The organism is Thermomonospora umbrina, assembly GCF_003386555.1.
In the GTDB taxonomy this organism is placed as follows: domain Bacteria; phylum Actinomycetota; class Actinomycetes; order Streptosporangiales; family Streptosporangiaceae; genus Thermomonospora; species Thermomonospora umbrina.
This window is the reverse complement of the sequence record NZ_QTTT01000001.1, coordinates 2794593-2814550: the sequence shown is the minus strand read 5'-3', so window position 1 is coordinate 2814550 and position 19958 is coordinate 2794593. Positions and strand designations below refer to the sequence as shown.

14 protein-coding genes are annotated in these 19958 nt (G+C 70.4%); 9 read left to right on the top strand and 5 right to left on the bottom strand.

Annotated features, from left to right (window positions below):
* Positions 1–237: 237 nt before the first annotated feature.
* The 6 genes from DFJ69_RS12470 (at position 238) to DFJ69_RS33740 (ending at position 7165) form a co-directional block, all read left to right on the top strand.
* The gene (locus DFJ69_RS12470; RefSeq protein ID WP_116026587.1) at positions 238–993 is read left to right on the top strand and encodes a type II secretion system F family protein; all 756 of its coding nucleotides are present in this window, start codon (positions 238–240) and stop codon (positions 991–993) included.
* Positions 994–1516: 523 nt separating this feature from the next.
* A complete protein-coding gene (locus DFJ69_RS12465) occupies positions 1517–2098 on the top strand; it encodes a type II secretion system F family protein (RefSeq protein WP_245974290.1) in 582 nt (193 codons plus the stop codon).
* Positions 2099–3171: 1073 nt separating this feature from the next.
* Positions 3172–3366 (top strand): DUF4244 domain-containing protein, encoded by a 195-nt coding sequence (locus DFJ69_RS12460; protein ID WP_116022632.1) that lies wholly within the window; start codon positions 3172–3174, stop codon positions 3364–3366.
* A gap of 4 nt (positions 3367–3370) precedes the next feature.
* The gene (locus DFJ69_RS36150) at positions 3371–3958 is read left to right on the top strand and encodes a TadE family type IV pilus minor pilin (protein ID WP_342769856.1); all 588 of its coding nucleotides are present in this window, start codon (positions 3371–3373) and stop codon (positions 3956–3958) included.
* 1169 nt (positions 3959–5127) lie between these two features.
* On the top strand, positions 5128–5613 hold the full coding sequence (locus DFJ69_RS12450; protein WP_116022631.1) for an Rv3654c family TadE-like protein: 486 nt from the start codon (positions 5128–5130) through the stop codon (positions 5611–5613).
* A 208-nt stretch (positions 5614–5821) separates the two neighbouring features.
* Entirely contained in the window at positions 5822–7165 is a 1344-nt protein-coding gene (locus tag DFJ69_RS33740; protein ID WP_147312280.1) for a hypothetical protein, read from the top strand.
* A gap of 1820 nt (positions 7166–8985) precedes the next feature.
* Here the strand turns inward: DFJ69_RS33740 and DFJ69_RS12425 are convergent.
* Positions 8986–9369, bottom strand: a complete 384-nt coding sequence (locus DFJ69_RS12425; RefSeq protein WP_116022626.1) for a hypothetical protein — start codon at positions 9367–9369, stop codon at positions 8986–8988.
* Positions 9370–9447: 78 nt separating this feature from the next.
* Positions 9448–12378 carry a DEAD/DEAH box helicase gene (locus tag DFJ69_RS12420; RefSeq protein ID WP_116022625.1) on the bottom strand — a complete coding sequence of 977 codons (2931 nt, stop codon included), beginning with the start codon at positions 12376–12378 and terminating at the stop codon, positions 9448–9450.
* Positions 12379–12617: 239 nt separating this feature from the next.
* Between DFJ69_RS12420 and DFJ69_RS12415 the strand changes: the two genes are divergently transcribed.
* Positions 12618–12971 (top strand): STAS domain-containing protein, encoded by a 354-nt coding sequence (locus tag DFJ69_RS12415; RefSeq protein ID WP_116022624.1) that lies wholly within the window; start codon positions 12618–12620, stop codon positions 12969–12971.
* A gap of 26 nt (positions 12972–12997) precedes the next feature.
* Entirely contained in the window at positions 12998–13468 is a 471-nt protein-coding gene (locus tag DFJ69_RS12410) for an ATP-binding protein (RefSeq protein WP_116022623.1), read from the top strand.
* Between the two features lie 145 nt (positions 13469–13613).
* Here DFJ69_RS12410 and purD read toward each other — a convergent pair whose 3' ends face one another.
* On the bottom strand, positions 13614–14864 hold the full coding sequence (purD, locus tag DFJ69_RS12405; protein ID WP_116022622.1) for a phosphoribosylamine--glycine ligase: 1251 nt from the start codon (positions 14862–14864) through the stop codon (positions 13614–13616).
* A 454-nt stretch (positions 14865–15318) separates the two neighbouring features.
* Between purD and DFJ69_RS12400 the strand changes: the two genes are divergently transcribed.
* Entirely contained in the window at positions 15319–16419 is a 1101-nt protein-coding gene (locus tag DFJ69_RS12400; protein WP_116022621.1) for a magnesium and cobalt transport protein CorA, read from the top strand.
* Between the two features lie 78 nt (positions 16420–16497).
* On the opposite strand, the gene DFJ69_RS12395 is transcribed toward DFJ69_RS12400, so the two are convergent.
* Together DFJ69_RS12395 and DFJ69_RS12390 are read right to left on the bottom strand one after the other, a co-directional pair.
* Entirely contained in the window at positions 16498–18753 is a 2256-nt protein-coding gene (locus DFJ69_RS12395; RefSeq protein ID WP_116022620.1) for an esterase-like activity of phytase family protein, read from the bottom strand.
* Positions 18754–18925: 172 nt separating this feature from the next.
* The gene (locus DFJ69_RS12390) at positions 18926–19843 is read right to left on the bottom strand and encodes a glycerophosphodiester phosphodiesterase family protein (RefSeq protein ID WP_245974288.1); all 918 of its coding nucleotides are present in this window, start codon (positions 19841–19843) and stop codon (positions 18926–18928) included.
* Positions 19844–19958: the final 115 nt, after the last annotated feature.

Below are 19958 nucleotides of genomic sequence, written 5' to 3'. Positions count from 1 at the left end.
GCCCGGTCCACGGGCACATCGGGGCACGGGCCCGCGTTCGGTCGGGATTGCCGTGATATCGCTGAGGGCCCTCAGAATGAAACCGGCGCCCTCCCGCTCAGCCGATTCAATGAATCGAATTCGGCGGCCCGCCGCCGCGCATGCCCGGCGAGATCGGTCGGTGGATGAAGGTCATTCCCATTCACCAAACATGTGTCTGAGACGCTGACATCGAACAAGTAGGACGGAAAGTGAGTGATGAACGAGGTGATCGTGGCGATGCTCTGTTCGGCGGGCGCACTATGGGTGCTCTTGGGGCCATCAGTGACCGTTCGACGGATGACGGCGGTTATGCACAGGCCGCACCGGTCGCCCATGCTCGCGCTTCTGGGAAGTATGCGGGCACGAATGAATGCCGCGCGTGACAGGCGTCGAGACATAGTGGCATGGCGTACCGCAGTGATCGAACTATGTGATGGCCTGAGCGCTGAACTGAGCGCCGGCCGACCGCCGGAGGTTGCGTTCACGAACGCGGTGACAGTGCTCGACTCGCGTGTTGCGGGGCCGGTCTTGGCAAAGTGGCGGAACGGTCACGGGAATCCGGCCTACGAGGATATGCCAGATGTCCCGAGCATCGATCAAGTACTAGACGAATTGTCCGTGAAGCCGGGGGCCGAGGGACTGCGAATGCTCGCGGCGTGCTGGCGGATCGGTGTCGACAAGGGCGGCGCGTTCGCCGCCGTCGTGGGCGGCGTGGCCACCGCCCTGAGAGACGATGAGGCTCAACGCCTGGAGATAGCAGCGCAACTTGCCGGCCCACGCGCCACGGCCAGACTGTTGGCGGGCTTGCCGCTGCTGGGTCTCGCGCTCGGCGTCGCCTTGGGGGCCGATCCTCTGGCGTTTCTGCTGGGAACGATTCCCGGCATGCTCTGTCTGCTTTCGGGAATCGGCTTGGACGTGGTCGGGCTCTGGTGGACGCACCGCCTCGCACGATCGGCGGAGATCCCGCGTTAGAAGGTACAGATGAGCTGATTGCGAAGGCTTCCACGTCTCAGATCGCACACGACTCCCTGGATGGAGTCACGTTCGATCAAAGAAAATGGCGCCCCCAGACTCCATAAAATGCAAGACAATTTACAGGGAGGGTAAAATGCATGGTTGGCTACTCTTGGCCGTCGGTTGTGCGATGGCGGCAGGGTTCTCGTGGCCGCCTAGAATGTCTGCTGCCGTCCAAAGGCTGAGCGAACTTCCTTTTGCACGCAATGAGGGCCACCGCCTTCGCCGCTCCCCTCCGAACAGCCACAGCAAGCAGTCGAATGGGTACGGTTTACGCGGCGTACCGGCGAACGTCGTGCCGTACCACCCAGAACGGGCCTCTCCAAATTCGGTGCGAGATCGGGCACCTGCTCGCCGCGCCGCCGTTCACCATCGACGAGCCACCGGAAACACCGAAAGCCGCAACTCCCGCGGTGACGGTCGGGCCGCCGGGCGGCCGAGCGCACATTTCGTTCGGACCAGGGACACGAAGCAACGAGCGGTGGCGGCACTGGCCGGACTCTCCATCACGATGCTCATGGGCGGTGTGCTCGGGCTCGTCCTCGGTGCGGCGGCCGCACTCGGCACGGCGATCGCCCTGAGGCGTATGGAGCCCCGCGAAGAGCGGCAACGCAGGCTGAGGTTGTCCGCCGACCTTCCCGTCGCGGTCGACCTGCTGGCCGCGTGCCTCCGTGGAGGCGCCTCATGGGCCGCCGCAGTCGAGGCCGTCGCCGATGCCCTCGGGGGCCCGGTCGCCGACGAGCTGCGAGGAGTCGCGGCCAAGGTCAAACTGGGCGCCGACCCGGCAAGTGCATGGTGGGCGCTCACCGAAAGACCGGAACTCGCCGCGCTCGGACGCACGGTGGCGCGCGCGGTGGACAGCGGCGCGGCCCTGGCCCCGGCGCTGACCCGCCTCGCGGAGGATCGACGGCGATCCGCGAACGCCGAGGCGACGGCACGGGCCCGGGCGGTCGGCATCCGTGGCGTGGCCCCTTTGGGACTCTGCTTCTTACCGGCGTTCGTTCTGCTGGGATTGGTCCCTGTCATCGCCGGCATCGCCCGTGACCTGCTCCCGCCTCTCTGAACGTCCCCACATTCGGCAGCGCACCCGACCACCGGGTAACGGTGCTCCCGTTCGACGGAACGACGAGCTGCCGCTCAGAAGGATGCCTGTCGCCGCTCGCCTAGAAGCGGCGACAGGCGGAGGCCCTGGCGACGCCCCTAGAACCGGCAACCGTCAAGCGATCGCATCAGGCTTGGCCATACGGCCTCGCTTTCGCGGAACAACTAGGGCCAGGAATGACGACCGCCGCCGTAGACCTGTGCGGTGACCAGCGTCCTCAGACTGCCCCGACATGTCGTGAAAGGTGCACGCGAAGTCCCGCTTGCTCGTGGGGCCGATATCCCACAACGACACCACGGGCTGCTCGAACGGACCGAACATGTCGGTAGGCCCGAGGCATGACAGCTTGATGGTTCGTCAACGGTGCACCAGGTGCTTCGGGATCGTGGGGCGCTGGCTCGCGCGGCCGACGTTCGGCCCCGTAGCCCACGAACGGCTCCGTAGTCCACGAACGGTTCGATGCCTCTTCCGCCCGCCGTCGTGCACAGAAGTGAAGAGATGCCCGCCAGGAGCTGGCCGGCAGGTCACCATATGAGCCGTCGAGACCGAGACGTCTCGGCGAGATGGTGACGTAGGCGATGCCACTTGGCCGCCGGAGGGAATCCCCGGTAGGCCCGAGCGCCGCCGGCGCGAAAATCGCCCTCCACGACCTTACGTATTTGCAAGCGGCAACCAACCGTCCCTCTTGGCGGTGACCGTGCTCCCCGGCCGAGGTCAGCTCGGCGATCATCGCGATGGTGCAGCCGCAGCTCGGCAAGTGGACGACCAGGCGGGCCGCCTGCCGCCGAGGACACCTTCGAGACGGCTTGGCTGAACAAGGTCGACTCTCTTTGCATCGACGCACGCAGTCACGCCCCCCAGCGAGGCCGCTCCCACGGGATGGCCATGGTGGCCCTGTGATCCACCGGAGGCTTCCACGCGAGGTGCTTCGGCTGGTTTTCCCCAGAACGCCGTTCGGCTTTTCTTGTCTCTCCTCACGTTCCAAAGTTGGTCCAGAAGAACGAACGACCCCCGAATCCGGAGGGAGACCGCAGATGCAGAGGACGAGCGAAGTGCTACGCCGTCGATCCCGATCCACCGGCGACGCCGGCATGTCCACAGCCGAGTACGCCGTGGGGACCGTCGCCGCAGCGGCGTTCGCAGGCATTCTCTTCAAGATCGTCACCAGCTCGGAGGTGAAGGATCTGCTCTTAGGCATCATCCGGGACGCCCTCCAGTTGGCCGGGTGACCGCATGTCCCACCGACCTGGCCGACCGCCCGCGCCCCGACGCCCCCGAAGCCGCAGGAGGGCGCACTCACCCACCCGCCCGTGTCGTCTCCGCCCCCCACCTTGGTTCCGTACGACCCAAGCGCAGCCCTCCATGCAGTCGCACGACGCGGGCTTCGCAACTGTGGAGATCGCGGTCGCACTTCCTGCGCTGCTGCTGGTGACGGTCGCGGCGCTATGGGGTGTGGCCCTCGGGGATGCCCAAATGTCCATCGTCGACGCGGCACGCACCGGTGCCCGCGCCGCCGCCAGAGGCGAGCCCCTGTCAGCCGTCCGAACCGTTGTCGCGAGAGCCTCACCCGACGGCTCCACGGTCGAGGTTCGCCGCACCAAGGAAATCACGGAGGTCGCAGTCACAGTACGAGTACGCGCACCCGTCTCCACGGGTCTACCCCCGGTGGTCCTTCGAGCCAAAGCCACTGCCACCACCGAGCCCGGTGTCGTCACGGAGCCCCAAGCCATGACAGGGCCGTACCACAAACCCTGGCGACGGCTTCGCGGAGCCTCCAGCGTCATGCCGCTTCCCCTGAAACCGAAGGGCGGCCTTGCTTAAGCTTCCCGTTCTCACCGGATCGGCGACACACCACGCTCGGGCAGCGTGCCCGCAACCGGCCGCACGATGAGGACCGTCTTTTCGAATCGTGGTGCCCGGGCGTGGTGTCGCGGCGGCCAGTGCCGTCGCTGGTGGTGCGTGCGGCGAGGGAAGCTCCGGTCGTCGCCTCGGTGGTGCAGGGCTCGGTGTTGCCTAGACCGATGAGGTGGCACAGCAGGGGACTGGCAAGGCCCCTGCACAGTTGATCGGGGAGCGGGCAAGGTGGCGGGCCGCGCACGGTGACCTCAAAGGTGGCGCCAGCGGACCAGAGTGGCACGGCGGGGCCTAACCAAGCCGCGTACGGCGACCTGCAAGTTGGCGCGACGGGCGAGGTGGCACGAGGCGCTGGGCTCGGGCGAGCACAGCGACTTTCAATTTGGCGCGGCGGGTGGGTCGGTACGGCGGCGCCTGGCCAGGCCGCGTACGGCGACCTGGAAACTGGCGCGGTGGGCGAGGTGCGCGGCTGGGCCTGGCCAGGCTGCCTGCGGCGACTCTCTAGTTGACGCGGCCGTGGGGCCGGGCCGAGCGCGGTGACCTGGAAGCTGGCGCGACAGGAGAGATGGCGCGGCAGGAGAGGCCGCACTGCAGGAGGGGGGCGCGGCAGGAGAGGTCGCACGGCAGGAGAGGTGGCGCGGCAGGAGGGGGGCACGGCAGGAGAGATGGCACGGCGGTGCTTGGCCAGGCTGCGTATGGCGATCTGCAAGTTGGCGCGACGGGCGGGGCGGCACGGATGCCAGGCCAGGGTGCGCACCGCGATTTTGGAGTTGGCGCGGCTGAGGGGTGGCACGGCGGGCCTGGCTAAGCCCTGCACAGCGACCTGTTAGTAGCCCTAGCTCCGAGAGGTGGCGCGGCGGGGGCATGGCCGGGCCTGCGCGGTGGCCTGCAAGTAGTCCACGTACGTGAGGTGGCACGGTGCGGGGTCTGGCCGGCCGCGCACGGTGGCCTGGAAGTAGCCGAGGTCGGTGAAGTGGCACGGCGGAGCCGATTTTGCCGACGGGGTGGGCCGAGGAGTGTCCGAGTTGCTCCAAGGGGTGGTGTGGCGAGGGGTGGTGTGTCCCAGGTCGATGCAAGCCGCAGCGGGATGGAGGGGGCTCCGCAACTGAACGACGCTTCTTCCAAGGAGAGCTGAGATGTGGTCAGTGGAGGCCGTGGTTAACAGCATGGCCGTAAACGGAGGCGTGTTCATGGGACGTGAGCGTGGGCATGGACGGGGTCGAGGACGAGGTGACAGGGGGGCGGGGACGATCTGGGTCTTGGCTTTCATGGCACTGATCTGGGTGTTCGGCGTGGCCGTGCTCACCGCCGGAGGCGTTCGGGTGGCGCGGCATCGGGCCCATGCGGCGGCGGATCTCGCTGCGCTGGCCGCCGCCGCGACGGCGGGTGAGGGACAGCAGGGCGCGTGCCGTCAGGCCGCCCAAATCGCCGAAGGGGCCGGCGGGCGGTTGGCCTCGTGCGTGGTGCAAGGGGCGCTGGCCGATGTCCGGGTGGCGATGACCGTTCGATTGCCGGCACCGCTGGGGAGGGTACGGCTCGTTTCCCGTGCCAGGGCTGGTCCTCAAACCCAGGCATTGCGTAAGTTAGACCATCAGGACATTCGTTGTACGAAGTGTCAATAGCTTGGTGTCCGGATGTGCGGAGCATGATGTCGACCAGGACGGCGTCTGACCAGCCGTTCGTTCGTCATGCTCCTGTGATTTCCCTTACCTGCCGGTACGTTACGCTGCAGTAAGCGCGCCGGTACCCGGGGATGGCAGCGACTCTGTGATCCACCGGCGGAGGGGCGCCGCAAGACCGTACGTTGAAGGGATAGCCACCGTGGCGAGGATGCGCAGGCTTGGTGCGTTGCTCATCGCGACCCCTCTTGCGACCGGCATCACGCTCGTTGCGACACCGACGACCGCGCATGCGGCCAGCGGCGAGATCACCTCTCCGGCCAACGGCGCCGTGATCACCAGCGGGTCCCAGCTCACCGCGAACGCCACCTACAAGCAGGTGCTCCTCGGCGGCGTCCAGCTACGGGTCTCCACTCCCGGCGGCGGCGACCAGTTGCTGGCGAGCGGTGGTCTCCTCCGGGGCACCGTGTCCGGCTCCTTCGGCATCCGCAAGAACGGCCGGTACACGGTCCGCCTGGTGCGCCGTTCCCAGACGTACGACACGAACACGGTCACCGTGCGCATCCCACCGGCACGTCCATCCGGCGTATCGGCGAAGGTGTCGGGACGCACCCTCTCCGTCACATGGAACCTCGGACCAGAGGCCGACCTCTCCGGCTATTCGGTGAGCGCGAGCGGGTTGGGCTCGAAGTCCGGGTCTCCGGGGAGCCTCTGTTCGGGGTCGACCTGCTCGTCCAAGTTCACCCTCGGCAAGGACGACACCGGATCGTCGACCGTCAGCATCCGTTCTCTTCGGCCCGATGGGACCGGAGGCTCCGTGTCGTCCGGTGCCGCGTCGGACTCCGTGAATCTCCCCGACGCCCCCAGCGGCGGCGGCGATGGCGGCGGCGATAACGGCGGCAGCGGAGGCGGTGGAAACGACGGCGACAACGGCGCACTGACCCCGCGCGACCGCGACGGCCAGGGTGGCGGTACGCCGCTGACGCCGTTCAACCATGATTCGCCGATCACGTTGCCCAGCGTCCAGCCCGACGGTGCGACTCCCGGATTCGCCTACCCGGCACCCGTCGTGGCGGAGGAGGACCTTGGCGGCGCGGGCCCCGCGCTGGCGGACCTCCAGTGGGGCAAGAGCGTGGCCTTGGCCCTGGTCTTGCTGATCGTCGCGGCCCACTTGGGCACTTGGACTCGCCGTATGCGCGTCGCCCAGACGGCGGTCAACAGCCGAGGGATGGCGGCCAGGATCGCCATGAGCGGCACGGGGCGGACCCGTGTCACGAGGACGCGGGAACGCATCGCCCGCGCTCAATCCTTCGCACAACTCAAGTCCCCAGCCACCACACCCCAAGCTGGAACGGCCACCAGGCCCAGCGGCCCCGGCACCTCGTCCGCCGCCGCACCAGGCCCCCAATCACGGAGCTCGACCTCACCGCGCTCTTCCGCCAAGCCCTCGTTCCCCGGCCCCGCCCAACGCCGATCGAACGGAACCGAGGGCTCCCAACGCCCGCACCCCAAGGACCGCCACACCCCGGCCCGCCCCCAGCCTCGCGCCGACTAGCGGCTCACGCTCCTCCGCAGCGGACCTGCCCCTACCGCAGTTCCACGGACGCCCACGACACCCGTGAGGCACCTACATGGGAGCAAGCGGGCAGCGGATACGACCACCTCAAACCACGCCACCAGACCGAAGAGCCGACCGGGAAAGCCCGCGACGACCGGCACCGACACGGCGACACGACGGCGGACAAGGGCATGGCAGCGGCGACCGATGCTGTCACGGCGGTTGGCGGCGACAGGGTGCAGGCACCGTGCGGCTCGAACCACGCCACCAAGGGGAAGAGCCGACCGGAGGAAAGCACACGCCGGCGGTACCGACACGGCGACGCGACGGCACGGCGCCCGGCACCGACACGGCAACCGGCACGACACGGTGGCCGGCACCGACACGGCAACCGGTACGACACGGTGGCCGACATCGGCACGGTGACCGGCGCCGGCACGACGGCCGACATCGGCACGGCGACGCGACGCAGCCACTGACATCGACACCCACCTGGCGAAGCGACCGCAGACACCCACACGTTGACGCAACGGTAGACACCGGCACGGTGACCGACACCGACACCGTGACGCGTCGGCAGACAACGGCATGACTGCGGCGACCCGGCACGGCGACCGACACCGACACGGCGAAGCGACCGCAGGCAGCCACACGTTGACGCGACGCGACGGTAGACATCCGCGCTGCGACCGACACCGACACCGCGACGCGTCGGCAGACAACGGCTTGGCTGCGGCGACCCGGCACGGCGGCCGGTACCGACACGGCGTGACACCGACACGACACGGCGACGCGACGGCATGGCGCGACACCCACACGGCGTCCGACACCCACACGGCGAAGCGACCGCGGACACCCACACGTTGACGCGACGGCGGACATCCGCGCTGCGACTGGTACCGACGCCGCGACGGCAGACAAAGGGCATGGCTGCGGCGACCCATGTCGTTACGGCGGGCGGCGACAGCGTGGCAGGCACCGTGCGAACCACGCCACCAAGGGGAAGAGCTGACCGGAGGAAAGCACACGCTGGCGGTCACCGACACGGCGACGCGACGGTACGGCGACCGGCACCGACGCGGCGACCGGTACGACACGGCAACCGGCACCGGCACCGGCACGGCGACCCACATCGAGACGGCGACCCACATCGAGACGGCGACCCACGTCGAGACGGCGCCGCGATGGCAGATACCCCACGGGGTGACTAACACCGACGCCGTGTCGCGCCGCGCTGGCAGCCCTCACATCGACAGCCACACGTTGACGTGACCGCAGACACCCGCGTGGTGACCGGTGCCGCCGAGGCGATGGCAGATACCCCACGGGGTGACTGACACCGACGTCGCGTCGCGCCGCGCTGGCAGCCCTCACATCGACACCCGCACGGTGACGCGACCGCAGACATCCACGCGGTGACTGGCGCCGACGTCGCGCCCCGCCGCGACGGCAGAGCCTCACATCGACACCCCACACGGGGACGCGACGGCAGACATCCGCGTGGTGACTGACACCGACGCCGTGTCGCGCCGCGCTGGCTGACCCTCACATCGACACGCACACGTTGACGCGACCGGACACACCCGCGTGGTGACTGGCACCAATGCCGCGTCGGCAGAAAGCGGCATGGCTGCGGCGGCCGATGCCGGCACGGCGGCCGACGGCGACAGGGTGGCAGGTGCCGTGGGGTGGCCGATGGTGACGAGGGAATCGGAGTCGGCGGGACGCTCGGTGGGTTGATGTCGGCGGGTCTGTGGGCGCCGGTACGTGTGCGCCGCGCGAGGAGGGCTTCGCCTGGGTCGGGTGTGTTCGTGTGGCTAGTGGGCGACGGTTTGGTGTGGTGGTGTCGGGCCGGTCATGGCCGGCTGAGGGCCGGTTTCGCGGCGGATGCGGGCCAGTTCGCGCTGGAGTTGGCGCTTCTCCATCTCGAGGGTGGTGATCGACTCCTCGTGTTCCTCGCGGAGGTAGCGCAGCTCGCGTCGGGTGCGTACCGAACGGCTGACGCCCAGCAGGAGGACGGTGAGGCCGGCCATGAAGACGGTGGCCACGAGGGATCCGGCGAGGAAGGCGTGCCATTCGGCGGTGACGCCGGGGATGTTCTCGCCGAAGGCGGTGAGTCGGGCCGTGTCGTTGTTCTCGCTGATGACGACGGCGCCGCAGGTCACGGCCACGGCGGTGATGATGAGACCAAGGAAGATCACAATGAGGGGCTCCCCTCCGGGGCGGGATCCGGAAGATCTTCGTTCCCGACGGAGGGTAGACCCTTCACAAATCGGGCGCTACGTCTTCGTGACCTTTGGCACGTCCCGGAGCAGCGCGTCGAGGAGGACGACGGCGCCGCCCTTGTCGAGGGGATCATTGCCGTTTCCGCACTTGGGGGACTGGATGCACGAGGGGCAGCCGGCCTCGCACTCACAGGCGAGAATGGCGTCGCGGGTGGCGTGCAGCCATGCGGCGGCATCGGAGTAGCCCCGTTCGGCGAACCCCGCGCCACCCTCGTGCCCGTCGTAGACGAACACGGTGAGCAACCCCGTGTCGGGATGGCAGGCCGTCGAGACGCCGCCGATGTCCCACCGATCGCAGGTCGCGAACAGCGGCAGCAGACCGATCGACGCATGCTCGGCGGCATGGGCGGCCCCAGGAAGGTCCAGGTCGAGACCCGCCCCGACACCCGGCTCCGTCCGCGGCGTCGGTACGAAACCGGCCCTCGGCTCCCGTCCGGAGTCCGACGCGGCACGCGACGAGAAACCGAGCCTCGGTGTCGAATCGCGGTCCGGCCTAAAAGTGGGACTCGTCTCCGGCTCCAGCGTCGGTGCGAGGCCAGTCCCTGGTGGGGAAGCGGAGTCGGGCGCGAGCACAGGTCTCGACTCCTGCTCTGGACTCGGCCCGGAGCCTGTCACGAGGCCGGTGTCCGGCTGAACTGCCTCGCCCGTTTGGGAGTGGAGGTCGGAGGCCGAGGTCGACGTGAGGCCGGGGCTCGTCTCCGGATCAAGCGTCGGTATGAGGCCAGGCTCCGGTTCCAGTGCGGCGTCGGGTGCAGGGACCGGCTCAGGTGTCGGGTCGGAGGCTGCTCTCAGGTCGGGAGCCGGTCCAACCCCACGGCCGGCCCGGGAAGGAGGCTCAGAAGACGGCGCGAGGCCCGGCGCAGAGACACGGGGCCCCCGGGCGTCGCCCGCTGGGAGCCCGGGGCCGGCGCCTGGGGTGCCCAGTTCGTTCAGTTGTTCGTTGGCGAGCGTCCACCACACCGCTCTGGTGCGGAGGGTGCGGGGCGGCAGGTCGAGGGGCTTCTCGCCCAGCATCTCGCCCGATTGCAGACGCCGCATCTGGTAGGCCACGACCTGCCGGGTGACCTCGACGGTGCCGAAGCAGAGGGTGGCCCGGCCCCAGGAGGAGGTGCGGAGCGTCTCGATGATGCGGATGTCCGTGACGTCGCGCGCGGTGGTCGTGTAGTCGGGTTCGGCGGGGTCGACCAGCGCCACCGAGTCGTCGAGGTCGAGGGTCTGCACCAGGAACGACTCGCCCTGGTGCAGATAGACCGCGCCTTCGTGAACGGTGGTGTGCGCCGAGGCCTCGTCCACCGTGCCGAGCAGCCGACCGGTGGACGCCTCCACGACCTGGATCGGAGTGCCGCCCGCCCCCCGGATGTCGGCGAGGTCGGTCGCCCGTTCGCGGCGGGTCCAGTACCAACCCGTCGCACGATGGCGTAGCAGGCCCCGGCGGACCAGATCCGGAAGCACATGAGCCGTGACAGGGCCGAACAGCTCGATGTCCGCCTCGGTGAGCGGTGATTCGGCGGCGGCGGCGCAGAGGTGGGGTTCCAGCACGTACGGGTTGTCGGGGTCGAGCACGGTGGCCTCGACGGGCGTGCCGAAGATCGCCTCGGGATGGTGGACGAGGAACGTGTCCAGCGGATCGTCCCGGGCCACCAGCACCGCCAACGCCTCCTGACCTGCGCGTCCGGCCCGTCCGGCCTGCTGCCAGAGGGACGCGCGGGTGCCGGGCCAGCCGCACACCAGGACGGCGTCCAGCCCGGAGACGTCCACACCCAGCTCCAGCGCGTTGGTGGACGCCAGGCCGACGATCTCGCGGGCGCGCAGGGCCGACTCCAGGGCGCGCCGTTCCTCGGGCAGGTAGCCGGCCCGGTACGCCGCGACACGCCCGGACAATTCCGGCGCGACCTCGTCCAGCGCCCGGCGCGCGCTGAGGGCGACCGACTCGGCCCCCCGCCGCGAACGGACGAACGCCAGCGTCTGCACGTCCTCCACGACCAGGTCGGCGAGCAGGTCGGCGGCCTCGGCGGTCGCGGAGCGGCGTACGGGCGCGCCGCGTTCGCCGCGCAGGTCGGTCAGCGGGGGCTCCCACAGCGCGAACGAGGCGGCGGCCCGGGGGGAGGCGTCGTCGGCGACGGCCTCCACCGGGACCCCGGTCAGCCGTCGTGCCGTCTCGGCGGGCTCGGCCGTGGTGGCGGACGCCAGGATGAAGACGGGCGACACGCCGTACCGGGCGCAGATCCGCCGCAGCCTGCGCAGCACCTGCGCCACATGGGACCCGAAGACGCCCCGATACCCGTGCGCCTCGTCGATGATCACGTACCGCAGCCTGCGCAGGAACGCCGACCAGCGGGCATGCCCCGGAAGGATCGAACGGTGCAGCATGTCGGGGTTGGTGAGCACGTAGTCGGCGTACTGCCGGACCCACCCGCGCTCGTCGGCGGGTGTGTCGCCGTCGTAGGTCGCCGCCCGCAGCCTGGTCAGCCGCAGCCCCCGGAGCGACCGGAGCTGATCGGCGGCGAGCGCCTTGGTGGGGGAGAGGTACAGCACCGTCCCCTGCGCCGAGGTCGGCTCCTCGCCGAGGACGGCGGACAGCGCGGGCATCAGGTAGGCCAGCGACTTGCCCGAGGCGGTGCCTGTGGCGATGATCACTGAACGGCCGGCGCGGGCGTGCTCGGCGGCGGTGACCTGGTGCTCCCACGGGGCGTCGATCCCGGCCAGGGCCAACCGGTCGATCAGCAGTCGGGGGACCCAGGCGGGCCACTCGGCGCGACGTCCCCGACGTGCGGGAACGTGCTGGACATGGGTGATCCGGCCGCGGCGCCGCGGGTCGGCGAGCAGCCGGGCGAGGAGACGGCCGCCGCCCGGGGCGGGATCGTCGCGGCCTCGGGGGTCCGGGGTGAGAGATCTTTGTGAGGACACAGGTTTCCAGTCTGACATCCTGGGCACAACGGGGAGATACGTCCTGGCGGCGACGTCGGTACCCCCTGCCCTCCTGTCGGGCCCGCCCCGGCCGGTCGGTCACTCGCGCAGGTCAGCGGATGTGCGGATGGCGGTGGCGGGGTGGTCCGAAGAGGCCGCCACCCTGACGGAATCGCGCGTGCGTAACGTCGGGTCGTGGTTGAATCACGGCGGGGTTCCGTTGCCCCGGACCAATGCGGCACGGCGCTGGAGGATCTGTGGACCTGAAGGTGAACGACTACACCACCGACGATGGCCTCACCGTCATCAACGTGGAGGGCGAGATCGACGTCTACACGGCGCCGAAGCTTCGCGAGAAGCTGATCGACTTGGTCAACAAGGGCAAGTTCCACCTCCTCGTGGACATGGAGAAGGTCGAGTTCCTCGACTCGACCGGTCTCGGCGTGCTGGTCGGCGGTCTCAAGCGGGTCCGGGCCCACGACGGGTCGCTGGAGTTGGTGTGCACCCAGGAGCGCATCCTGAAGATCTTCCGGATCACCGGTCTGACCAAGGTCTTCGGCATCCACGACTCGATCGAAGAGGCCCAGGAGAAGCGTAAGAGCGCGAAGTAACGGCTGCACGCGAGACGGCCCCCGAGATGGCGACGGTTGAGGTCTCGTTCAGTGCGCTGCCCGTACACGTACGGACGGCGCGACTGATCGTCACCGCAGTGGCCCGGCGCAGCGGCGTGGCGGAGACGCTGCTGGACGAGGTGCGGCTGGCGGTCGGTGAGGCGTGCTCACGGGCGGTCGAGGCCCACCGACGGCACTGCCCGGACGAACCCGTACGGCTGGAGCTGAGCGGCAACGGCCGCCGCTTCGAGGTCGTCGTCGACGACTCGGTGCCTGGGGACGACGCGGCGGGCACGGCCACCCTCGGCGCGGCGCCCACCGCGTCCCCCGCAGAACGAGACGAACGCGACTTCTCCGAGAGCGCCGCCGATCTGGGCCTGGCCGAGGACGTCGCGGAACTGGGCCTCGCGGTCATCGCGGGCCTCGCCGACGACGTCGAGATAGCGACGACGCCCAAGGGCGTCCAAATCCGCATGAGCTGGCCCATCGGCACCTGAGGCCCCCGGCCTTCGGCGGTTGCGACGCGCTCCAGGCCCCTCCCGCCTTCCCTCGGCCCCGAACGGCGGGACGCGCGGGCCCGGCGACGCACCCCGCCGATGGTTGCGGCCGGGGGCATCCGCATTCGGCGATGCCCCCGAGATCTCACAGACCCCGAGTCGCCTTGAGGGCGATGTCGGTTCGGTGATGAGAGCCCCGCAGACGGATCCGGGACGCGGCGTCGTACGCGGTGGCGCGAGCCGAGGCGAGGTCGGGGCCCGTGCCCACGACGTTGAGGACCCGGCCGCCGTTCGAGACGGTGCGGCCCTCGAAGTCCACCGTCGTGCCCGCGTGGAGCACGTACGCCCCGGGCACGGCGGACGCTTCGGCCAGGCCCGAAATGAGGTCGCCCTTCACCGGAGAGGCGGGGTAGTCCTCGGCGGCGATCACGACGGTGACGGCGGCCCCCGGGTGCCATTCCAGGCGGGTCATCGGGTCCAGGCCGCCGATGGCGCACGACTGCAGCAACGACGCCAGAGGGGTGGCCAGGCGGTCGAGGACGACCTGGGTCTCCGGGTCGCCGAAACGGGCGTTGAACTCCACGACGCGTACGCCCTGGGACGTCAGGGCCAGGCCCGCGTACAGGACGCCCACGTACGGGGTCTCGCGGCGGCGCAGCTCCTCGATGGTGGGGTTCACGACGGTGGACATGACCTCGTCCACCAGACCGGCGGGGGCCCAAGGCAAAGGCGTGTAGGCCCCCATGCCGCCCGTGTTGGGCCCCTCGTCGTCGTCGTACGCGCGCTTGAAGTCCTGGGCGGGCAGCAACGGCACGGCCGTGTCGCCGTCGCTCAGCGCGAACAGCGACACCTCGGGGCCGTCCAGGTACGCCTCGATGACGACGCGGCCGCAGGACTCGGCGTGTCGGACGGCCTCGGCGCGGTCGGAGGTGACCACGACGCCCTTGCCCGCGGCGAGCCCGTCGTCCTTGACGACGTAGGGGGGGCCGAAGGAGTCGAGGGCGGCCTCGGCCTCGGAGCGGGACTCGCAGACGCGGGCCTCGGCGGTGGGGACGCCGGCGGCGGCCATGATCTCCTTGGCGAACGCCTTGGAGCCCTCGATGCGGGCGGCGGCCTTGTCGGGGCCGAAGGTGGGGACCCCGGCGCGGCGGAGCGCGTCGGCGACGCCGGCGGTCAGCGGGGCCTCGGGGCCGACCACCACCAGCTCCGGGCGCAGCCGGGCGGCCAGTTCGGTCACCGCCACGGGGTCGGCGGGGTCCAGCACGTGGTTGACGGCGATCTCCTGCGTGCCGGCGTTGCCGGGCGCGACGTGGAGAGCGGTGACGGTGGGGTCGCGGTGCAGGGCGCGGGCGATGGCGTGCTCGCGGCCGCCCGAGCCGAGGACGAGGATGCGCACGTCGGCTGAGCCTATCCGGCACCCCGGCGCGGTGCCGAACGTGGGGACCAGCGCAGTGCCCAACACAGGGACTAACGCGGGGACTGGCGCGGGGACTGGCGCGGCGCCTGACACAGGGACTAGCGCGGTGCCGAACGCGGGAGGAGACGAGTGCCACACGTGCGGCGGTGAACCGGGGCTACCATTGGGGCGTCTTTTCTATCGGTTGGCGGATCCTTGGGTCCGTCCGCCGCGCCTTGGCGCCGAGGAGTGAAGGGAGGTGGTCGGGATGAGTCCTGGTGAACCTTGCAGTACGGCAGAGACCCCTCACAGTCCGAGCGATCCGAGTGATTCCGGTTCGGCTGTTCATCCGTCCGCCTCTAGCCGGCGTCCGGCCGCGGCACCCGTGCGTTCCCCGCGCTGACAGGGAGAGCGCGCGGCGGCGTCACCGTGGCCGGGCGGGAAGGACCCTCCCATGGCCATGACCCGAGTTCGCCCCCGTAGGGCGACGATGGCACTGCTCAAGCCGCTGGCACGTCCGCACCGCCCCGAGCCCACACCCGTTCCGCGCGACTCGGCGGTGATCGACTGGGCCGCGTACATCGACGGACAGCGCGTCGACACCGAGACCGTGGCCGACGCCGTACGGCTGATCCGCGACGGACGCCTCGACGACAACAACGACGGGCTGGGCTTCGTGTGGGTGGGCCTGCACGAGCCGGACGCCGCCGAGCTGGAGCGGCTCGCCCCGGTGTTCGGCCTCCACCCGCTGGCGGTCGAGGACGCCGTCAACGCGCATCAGCGCCCCAAGCTGGAACGGTACGACGACCTGCAGTTCTTCGTGATGAAGACGGTCGGCTACGTCGAGCAGGGGCCGGACGGCAACGACGTGGTCGAGACCGGCGAGATCATGATCTTCTGCGGGTCCGACTTCGTGGTCACCGTGCGGCACGGCATGCACGGCGAGCTGGGCGCGGTCCGCGAGCGCCTGGAGAACGACCCCGAGCGGCTGGCGCTGGGCCCCACGGCCGTGCTGCACGCCATCGCCGACCGGGTGGTGGACGGCTACCTGTGCGTGGCCAACGCCGTCCAAGAGGACATCGACGAGGTGGAGGAGGCGGTCTTCTCCCCCGACCGGACCGACGAGTCCCGCCGGATCTACCGGCTCAAGCGCGAGGTCATCCAGCTCAAGCGGGCCGTCGGGCCGTTGGCGGGGCCGCTGCGCAGCCTGGCGGGGCGGCGGTTCGTGCCCGCCGAGATCAAGGAGTACCTGCGCGACGTCGAGGACCACCTGACCCGGGTGCGCGACCAGGTGGAGTCGTACGACGAGCTGCTCAACCCGATCCTGCAGGCCCACATGACGCAGGTGACGCTGGCCGACAACAAGGACATGCGCAAGATCTCCGCCTGGGGCGCGATCATGATGCTGCCCACGGCGGTCGCCGGCATCTACGGCATGAACTTCGACCACATGCCCGAGCTCAACACCACCTACGGCTACCCGGTGGTGCTGTGCGTGCTGGCGATGGCGTGTCTGGTCCTGTACCGCGGCTTCCGCCGCAACGGCTGGCTCTAGGCCCTGAACGAAGGCCGCCTCGGTGCCGGGGAGGGTGATCCGCGTTGCCCTCCGACGGCGCCGAGGCGACCCCACGTCTCAGCGGCGCCCGAACAATCGTCCCGCGGTGCCCGGCGAGAAGAAGACGGTCTCGCCGGTCGCGTCCTTGACGCCGTCGTTGTCGGTGACGACCCACACCCGGCCGTCGCCCGCGATCGCCAGACCCTCGACCTTCTCCTGCACCCAGCCGCCGAGGCCGCGCAGGTCGGGCAGCAGGTCGCGGACGACCTTCTTGCGCAGAACGGGCAGCGTCCCGGGGGCGGGCGAGCCCTTGGGCAGGGCCACGGAGTAGATCTTCTTGTGGGCCGCCAGGGGGCCGCTCGCCTTGTCGCGTTCGACGACCGCGAGGCCGTCCCCGGCGACGATCAGCTCCGACAGCCCGTTCCAGTTGTCGGCGGAGACCGAGGGCTCCAGCGGGTACCCGTACCAGGTCCACGTGCCGTCGGCGACGCTGTGGCGGCCGACGCGGACGACGTTCTCCGGGTCGCCGGTCAGGGGGCGCTGGAACGCCACCCACACCTGCTCGCGGGAGCCGCCGCCGGTCACCGCGACGCCCTCGAAGCCCTGCTTGCCCACGCGGGCGGCGATGTCGGCGGGAAGCGGGATCTCCTTCTTCACCGCGCCCTTGGAGTCGAGCCGGACGAGCAGGTTCTGGCGCTTCTCGGCGGGGTCGCCCTCGGAGGCCAGCCAGAAGCCGCCCTTGGGCCGGGCGATGATGCCCTCGGCGTCGTACGCGACCGGGGCCCCGCCCTTGGTGACGGTGATCGCCCCGGTGATGGAGGCGGGTGTCCTGCGGGTGTCGATGCGGTAGATCTGCGCCGGGTTGTAGACGCTGTCGGACACCGCGTAGAGGCCGTGCCGGTCACCGGGGACGGGGGAGAGCCCCGACAGCGCGCCCCAGCCCATCGGCTTGGACGCCGCCAGGCCCGGCACGGTGGGCTTGCCCAAGCGGAAGATCTGGACGCCCGCGCGCAGGCCCGCGCCGGCGTTGTCCTCCTCGCTGGACACGACGAACAGGCCCCGCGACGGCACCGGCAGCAGACCCTCGGGCCCGGCGTTGGTCGGCAGGAACTGGACGAACTTCGGCGCGGTCGGACGGGACACGTCGTAGACGCCGACGAAGTTGGCGCGCTCCGAGCCGACGAACGCGTACCGCCGCCCCTGGTAGGTGGCCACCGACAGGCCCTCGGGCTCGGCGCCCTTCTTGCCCGCGCGGCCGTCGTTGTGGTGGCCGTACCGGACGGCCAGGTGCTCGAACGTGTTGCCCGCGTCCCACAGCACCTTGCCGGTGTCGTTGAAGACCGTCCAGCCCCGGGAGCCGCCCTTCCAGTCGCCCTCGTTGGCGGTGGCCAGGGTGTGCGCGTCGATCCAGGCGATGGCGTCGGGCTCGCGCGGCGCGTCCTTGACGGTGCCGGTGAGGTCGATCGCCCCGTCCTTCTGGGTGTCCACGCCGGTCACGGTCACCCGGCCGGCGGAGAAGACCCGCTCGACCTTCCCGGTGGCCAGGTCGACGATCGCGACGCCGTTGTTCTCCTGGAGGGTCACCGCGGCCTTGCCCGTGTCGTTGACCGCGACGTACTCGGGCTCGGGATCCTGCGGGGTGTCCAGGCCGGCGCTCAGGAACTCCGGCAGCGCCGCGCCGGCGGGGCCGGTGAACGCGACCTTGCGCAGCGCCCACGCCTGCGGGGCCTTCCCGCCGAGGTCGAGGATCTGGAGGAACCCGCCGGGTGTCTGCGGCAGCGCGCCCCCGGCCGCCTCCTCGTCCCGCTGGTTCTCGATGACGATCGCGCCGTACCGGCCGTCCCCGCTCAGCGCGATCGCGTCCGGCTGGCCGCCGAGGTCGATGCTGCGCACCTTGGTGCGGTCGGCGACCCGCAGCACGTCGAGCCGCCCGGACGGGGCGGTGAAGCTCTTGCTGGTGTCCACCACGACCAGCGCGTACGGCCCGACGACGGTGACCGACGTGGGCTCCTCGTCGGCCCCGAGTGAGAACGTTCCACGGCCCTGCGGACGCGCCGGGTCCGAGATGTCCAGGAAGCCGATCCGCCCGCCGACGGCGTCGGTGTAGACCAGGGTCCGGCCGTCCGCGCTCACCGTGCTGATCTCGGCGACCGTCGACTCCGCGGCCGGGGCCCCGACCGGACGGTTCTGATACACCGGATACGTCGCCACCCGCTCGAAGTGGGCCCCGGGACCCCCGGGCGCCGCCGAGGCCGGATGAACGGCGACGAGACCGGTCAACCCGGTCGTGATGGCCGCGGCGGCCAGACCCGTCCGCCGAGCGCGTGACTTCATCGATGACTCCCATTCCGTCCGAATGACGGGATGAACCTGGCAGTTGACGGCGACGAGCGCCCCAACCGAGGGCATCCGCCAGGTAAAGAAACAGGTCAGCGGCACGATGGTGACACCAAACCTCACCCGCGCGAGGTGCTTTTACCTCGACGCCGCAACACCGTCCGTAATGTCAGTGCAACGGAACGGTCGTGCAGGGCTCGGGGAGGGGCAGTCCGTAGGAGGCCAGGACGATGCGGAGGCGATCGGGGTAGTCGGTGACGATCGCGTCGACCCCGTACTCGATGAGGCGGGCCATCTCCGAGGCGACGTTCACCGTCCAGACGGTGACCGGGAGGCCGAGGCCGTGGGCGTCGCGGACGAGGTCGGGGGTGACGAGGTGTCGTTCGGGTGACAGGACGCCGGCGTCGAGGGCGACGGCGGCGGCGGTGACGTCGTCCGGGGACAGGCCGGCCAGCCACGCGGGGTCGAGGGTCGTGCGCTCGACGAGGGCGACGCGGGCGGCCTCGGGGACCAGCCGGCGGGCCTCGGTGAGCACCCGCCAGTCGAAGGCCAGCAGGCGGGCGCTCGCGGTCAGGCCGTGGGTGTCCAGGACCTCGGCGACGGCGGCGACGAAGCGGGTGATCTCGTCGTCGGGCCAGCCGGGGTCGGTCTTCAGCTCGACGGCGGGCAGCACGTCGCCGGCGACCCGGAGCAGGCCGCAGACCTCGGCCAGGGTCGGCGGTCGGGTGCCCGGCAGCGGGAGCTGGGTGAGCACGAACGGGTCGTCGTCCTGCCCGGGGCGAAGCCGACGGACCCCGGCGTCCACGGTCCTGACCTGCGCCAGCGTGAGGTCGCGCAGGTCGCGGCCGACGTAGGGGAACAGCGGGTCGCCGGGTGTGACCGGGACCGTGTCGGTGGTGGTCACCGGGGAGAGCGCCTGGTCGTGATGGACGACGACGACCCCGTCGGCGGTGAGGCCGACGTCGAGCTCGACGGCGTCGACGCCGAGGGCCAGCGCGTGGGCGAACCCCGGCAACGTGTTCTCCGGTCGCAGCCCCCGCGCACCCCGATGCCCGTGCACCTCGACGCGTCCGTTCAGGAACGTCACCCGGGGGATTTTATGCGGCGTGACCGAACGTCCCCCGATCGGGCGGTTACGGCCCGGTCAACGGCCGCTGGACGAGGCGTGGAGCGGGTCCGCCGTGCCGGGGTGGAGGCACGAC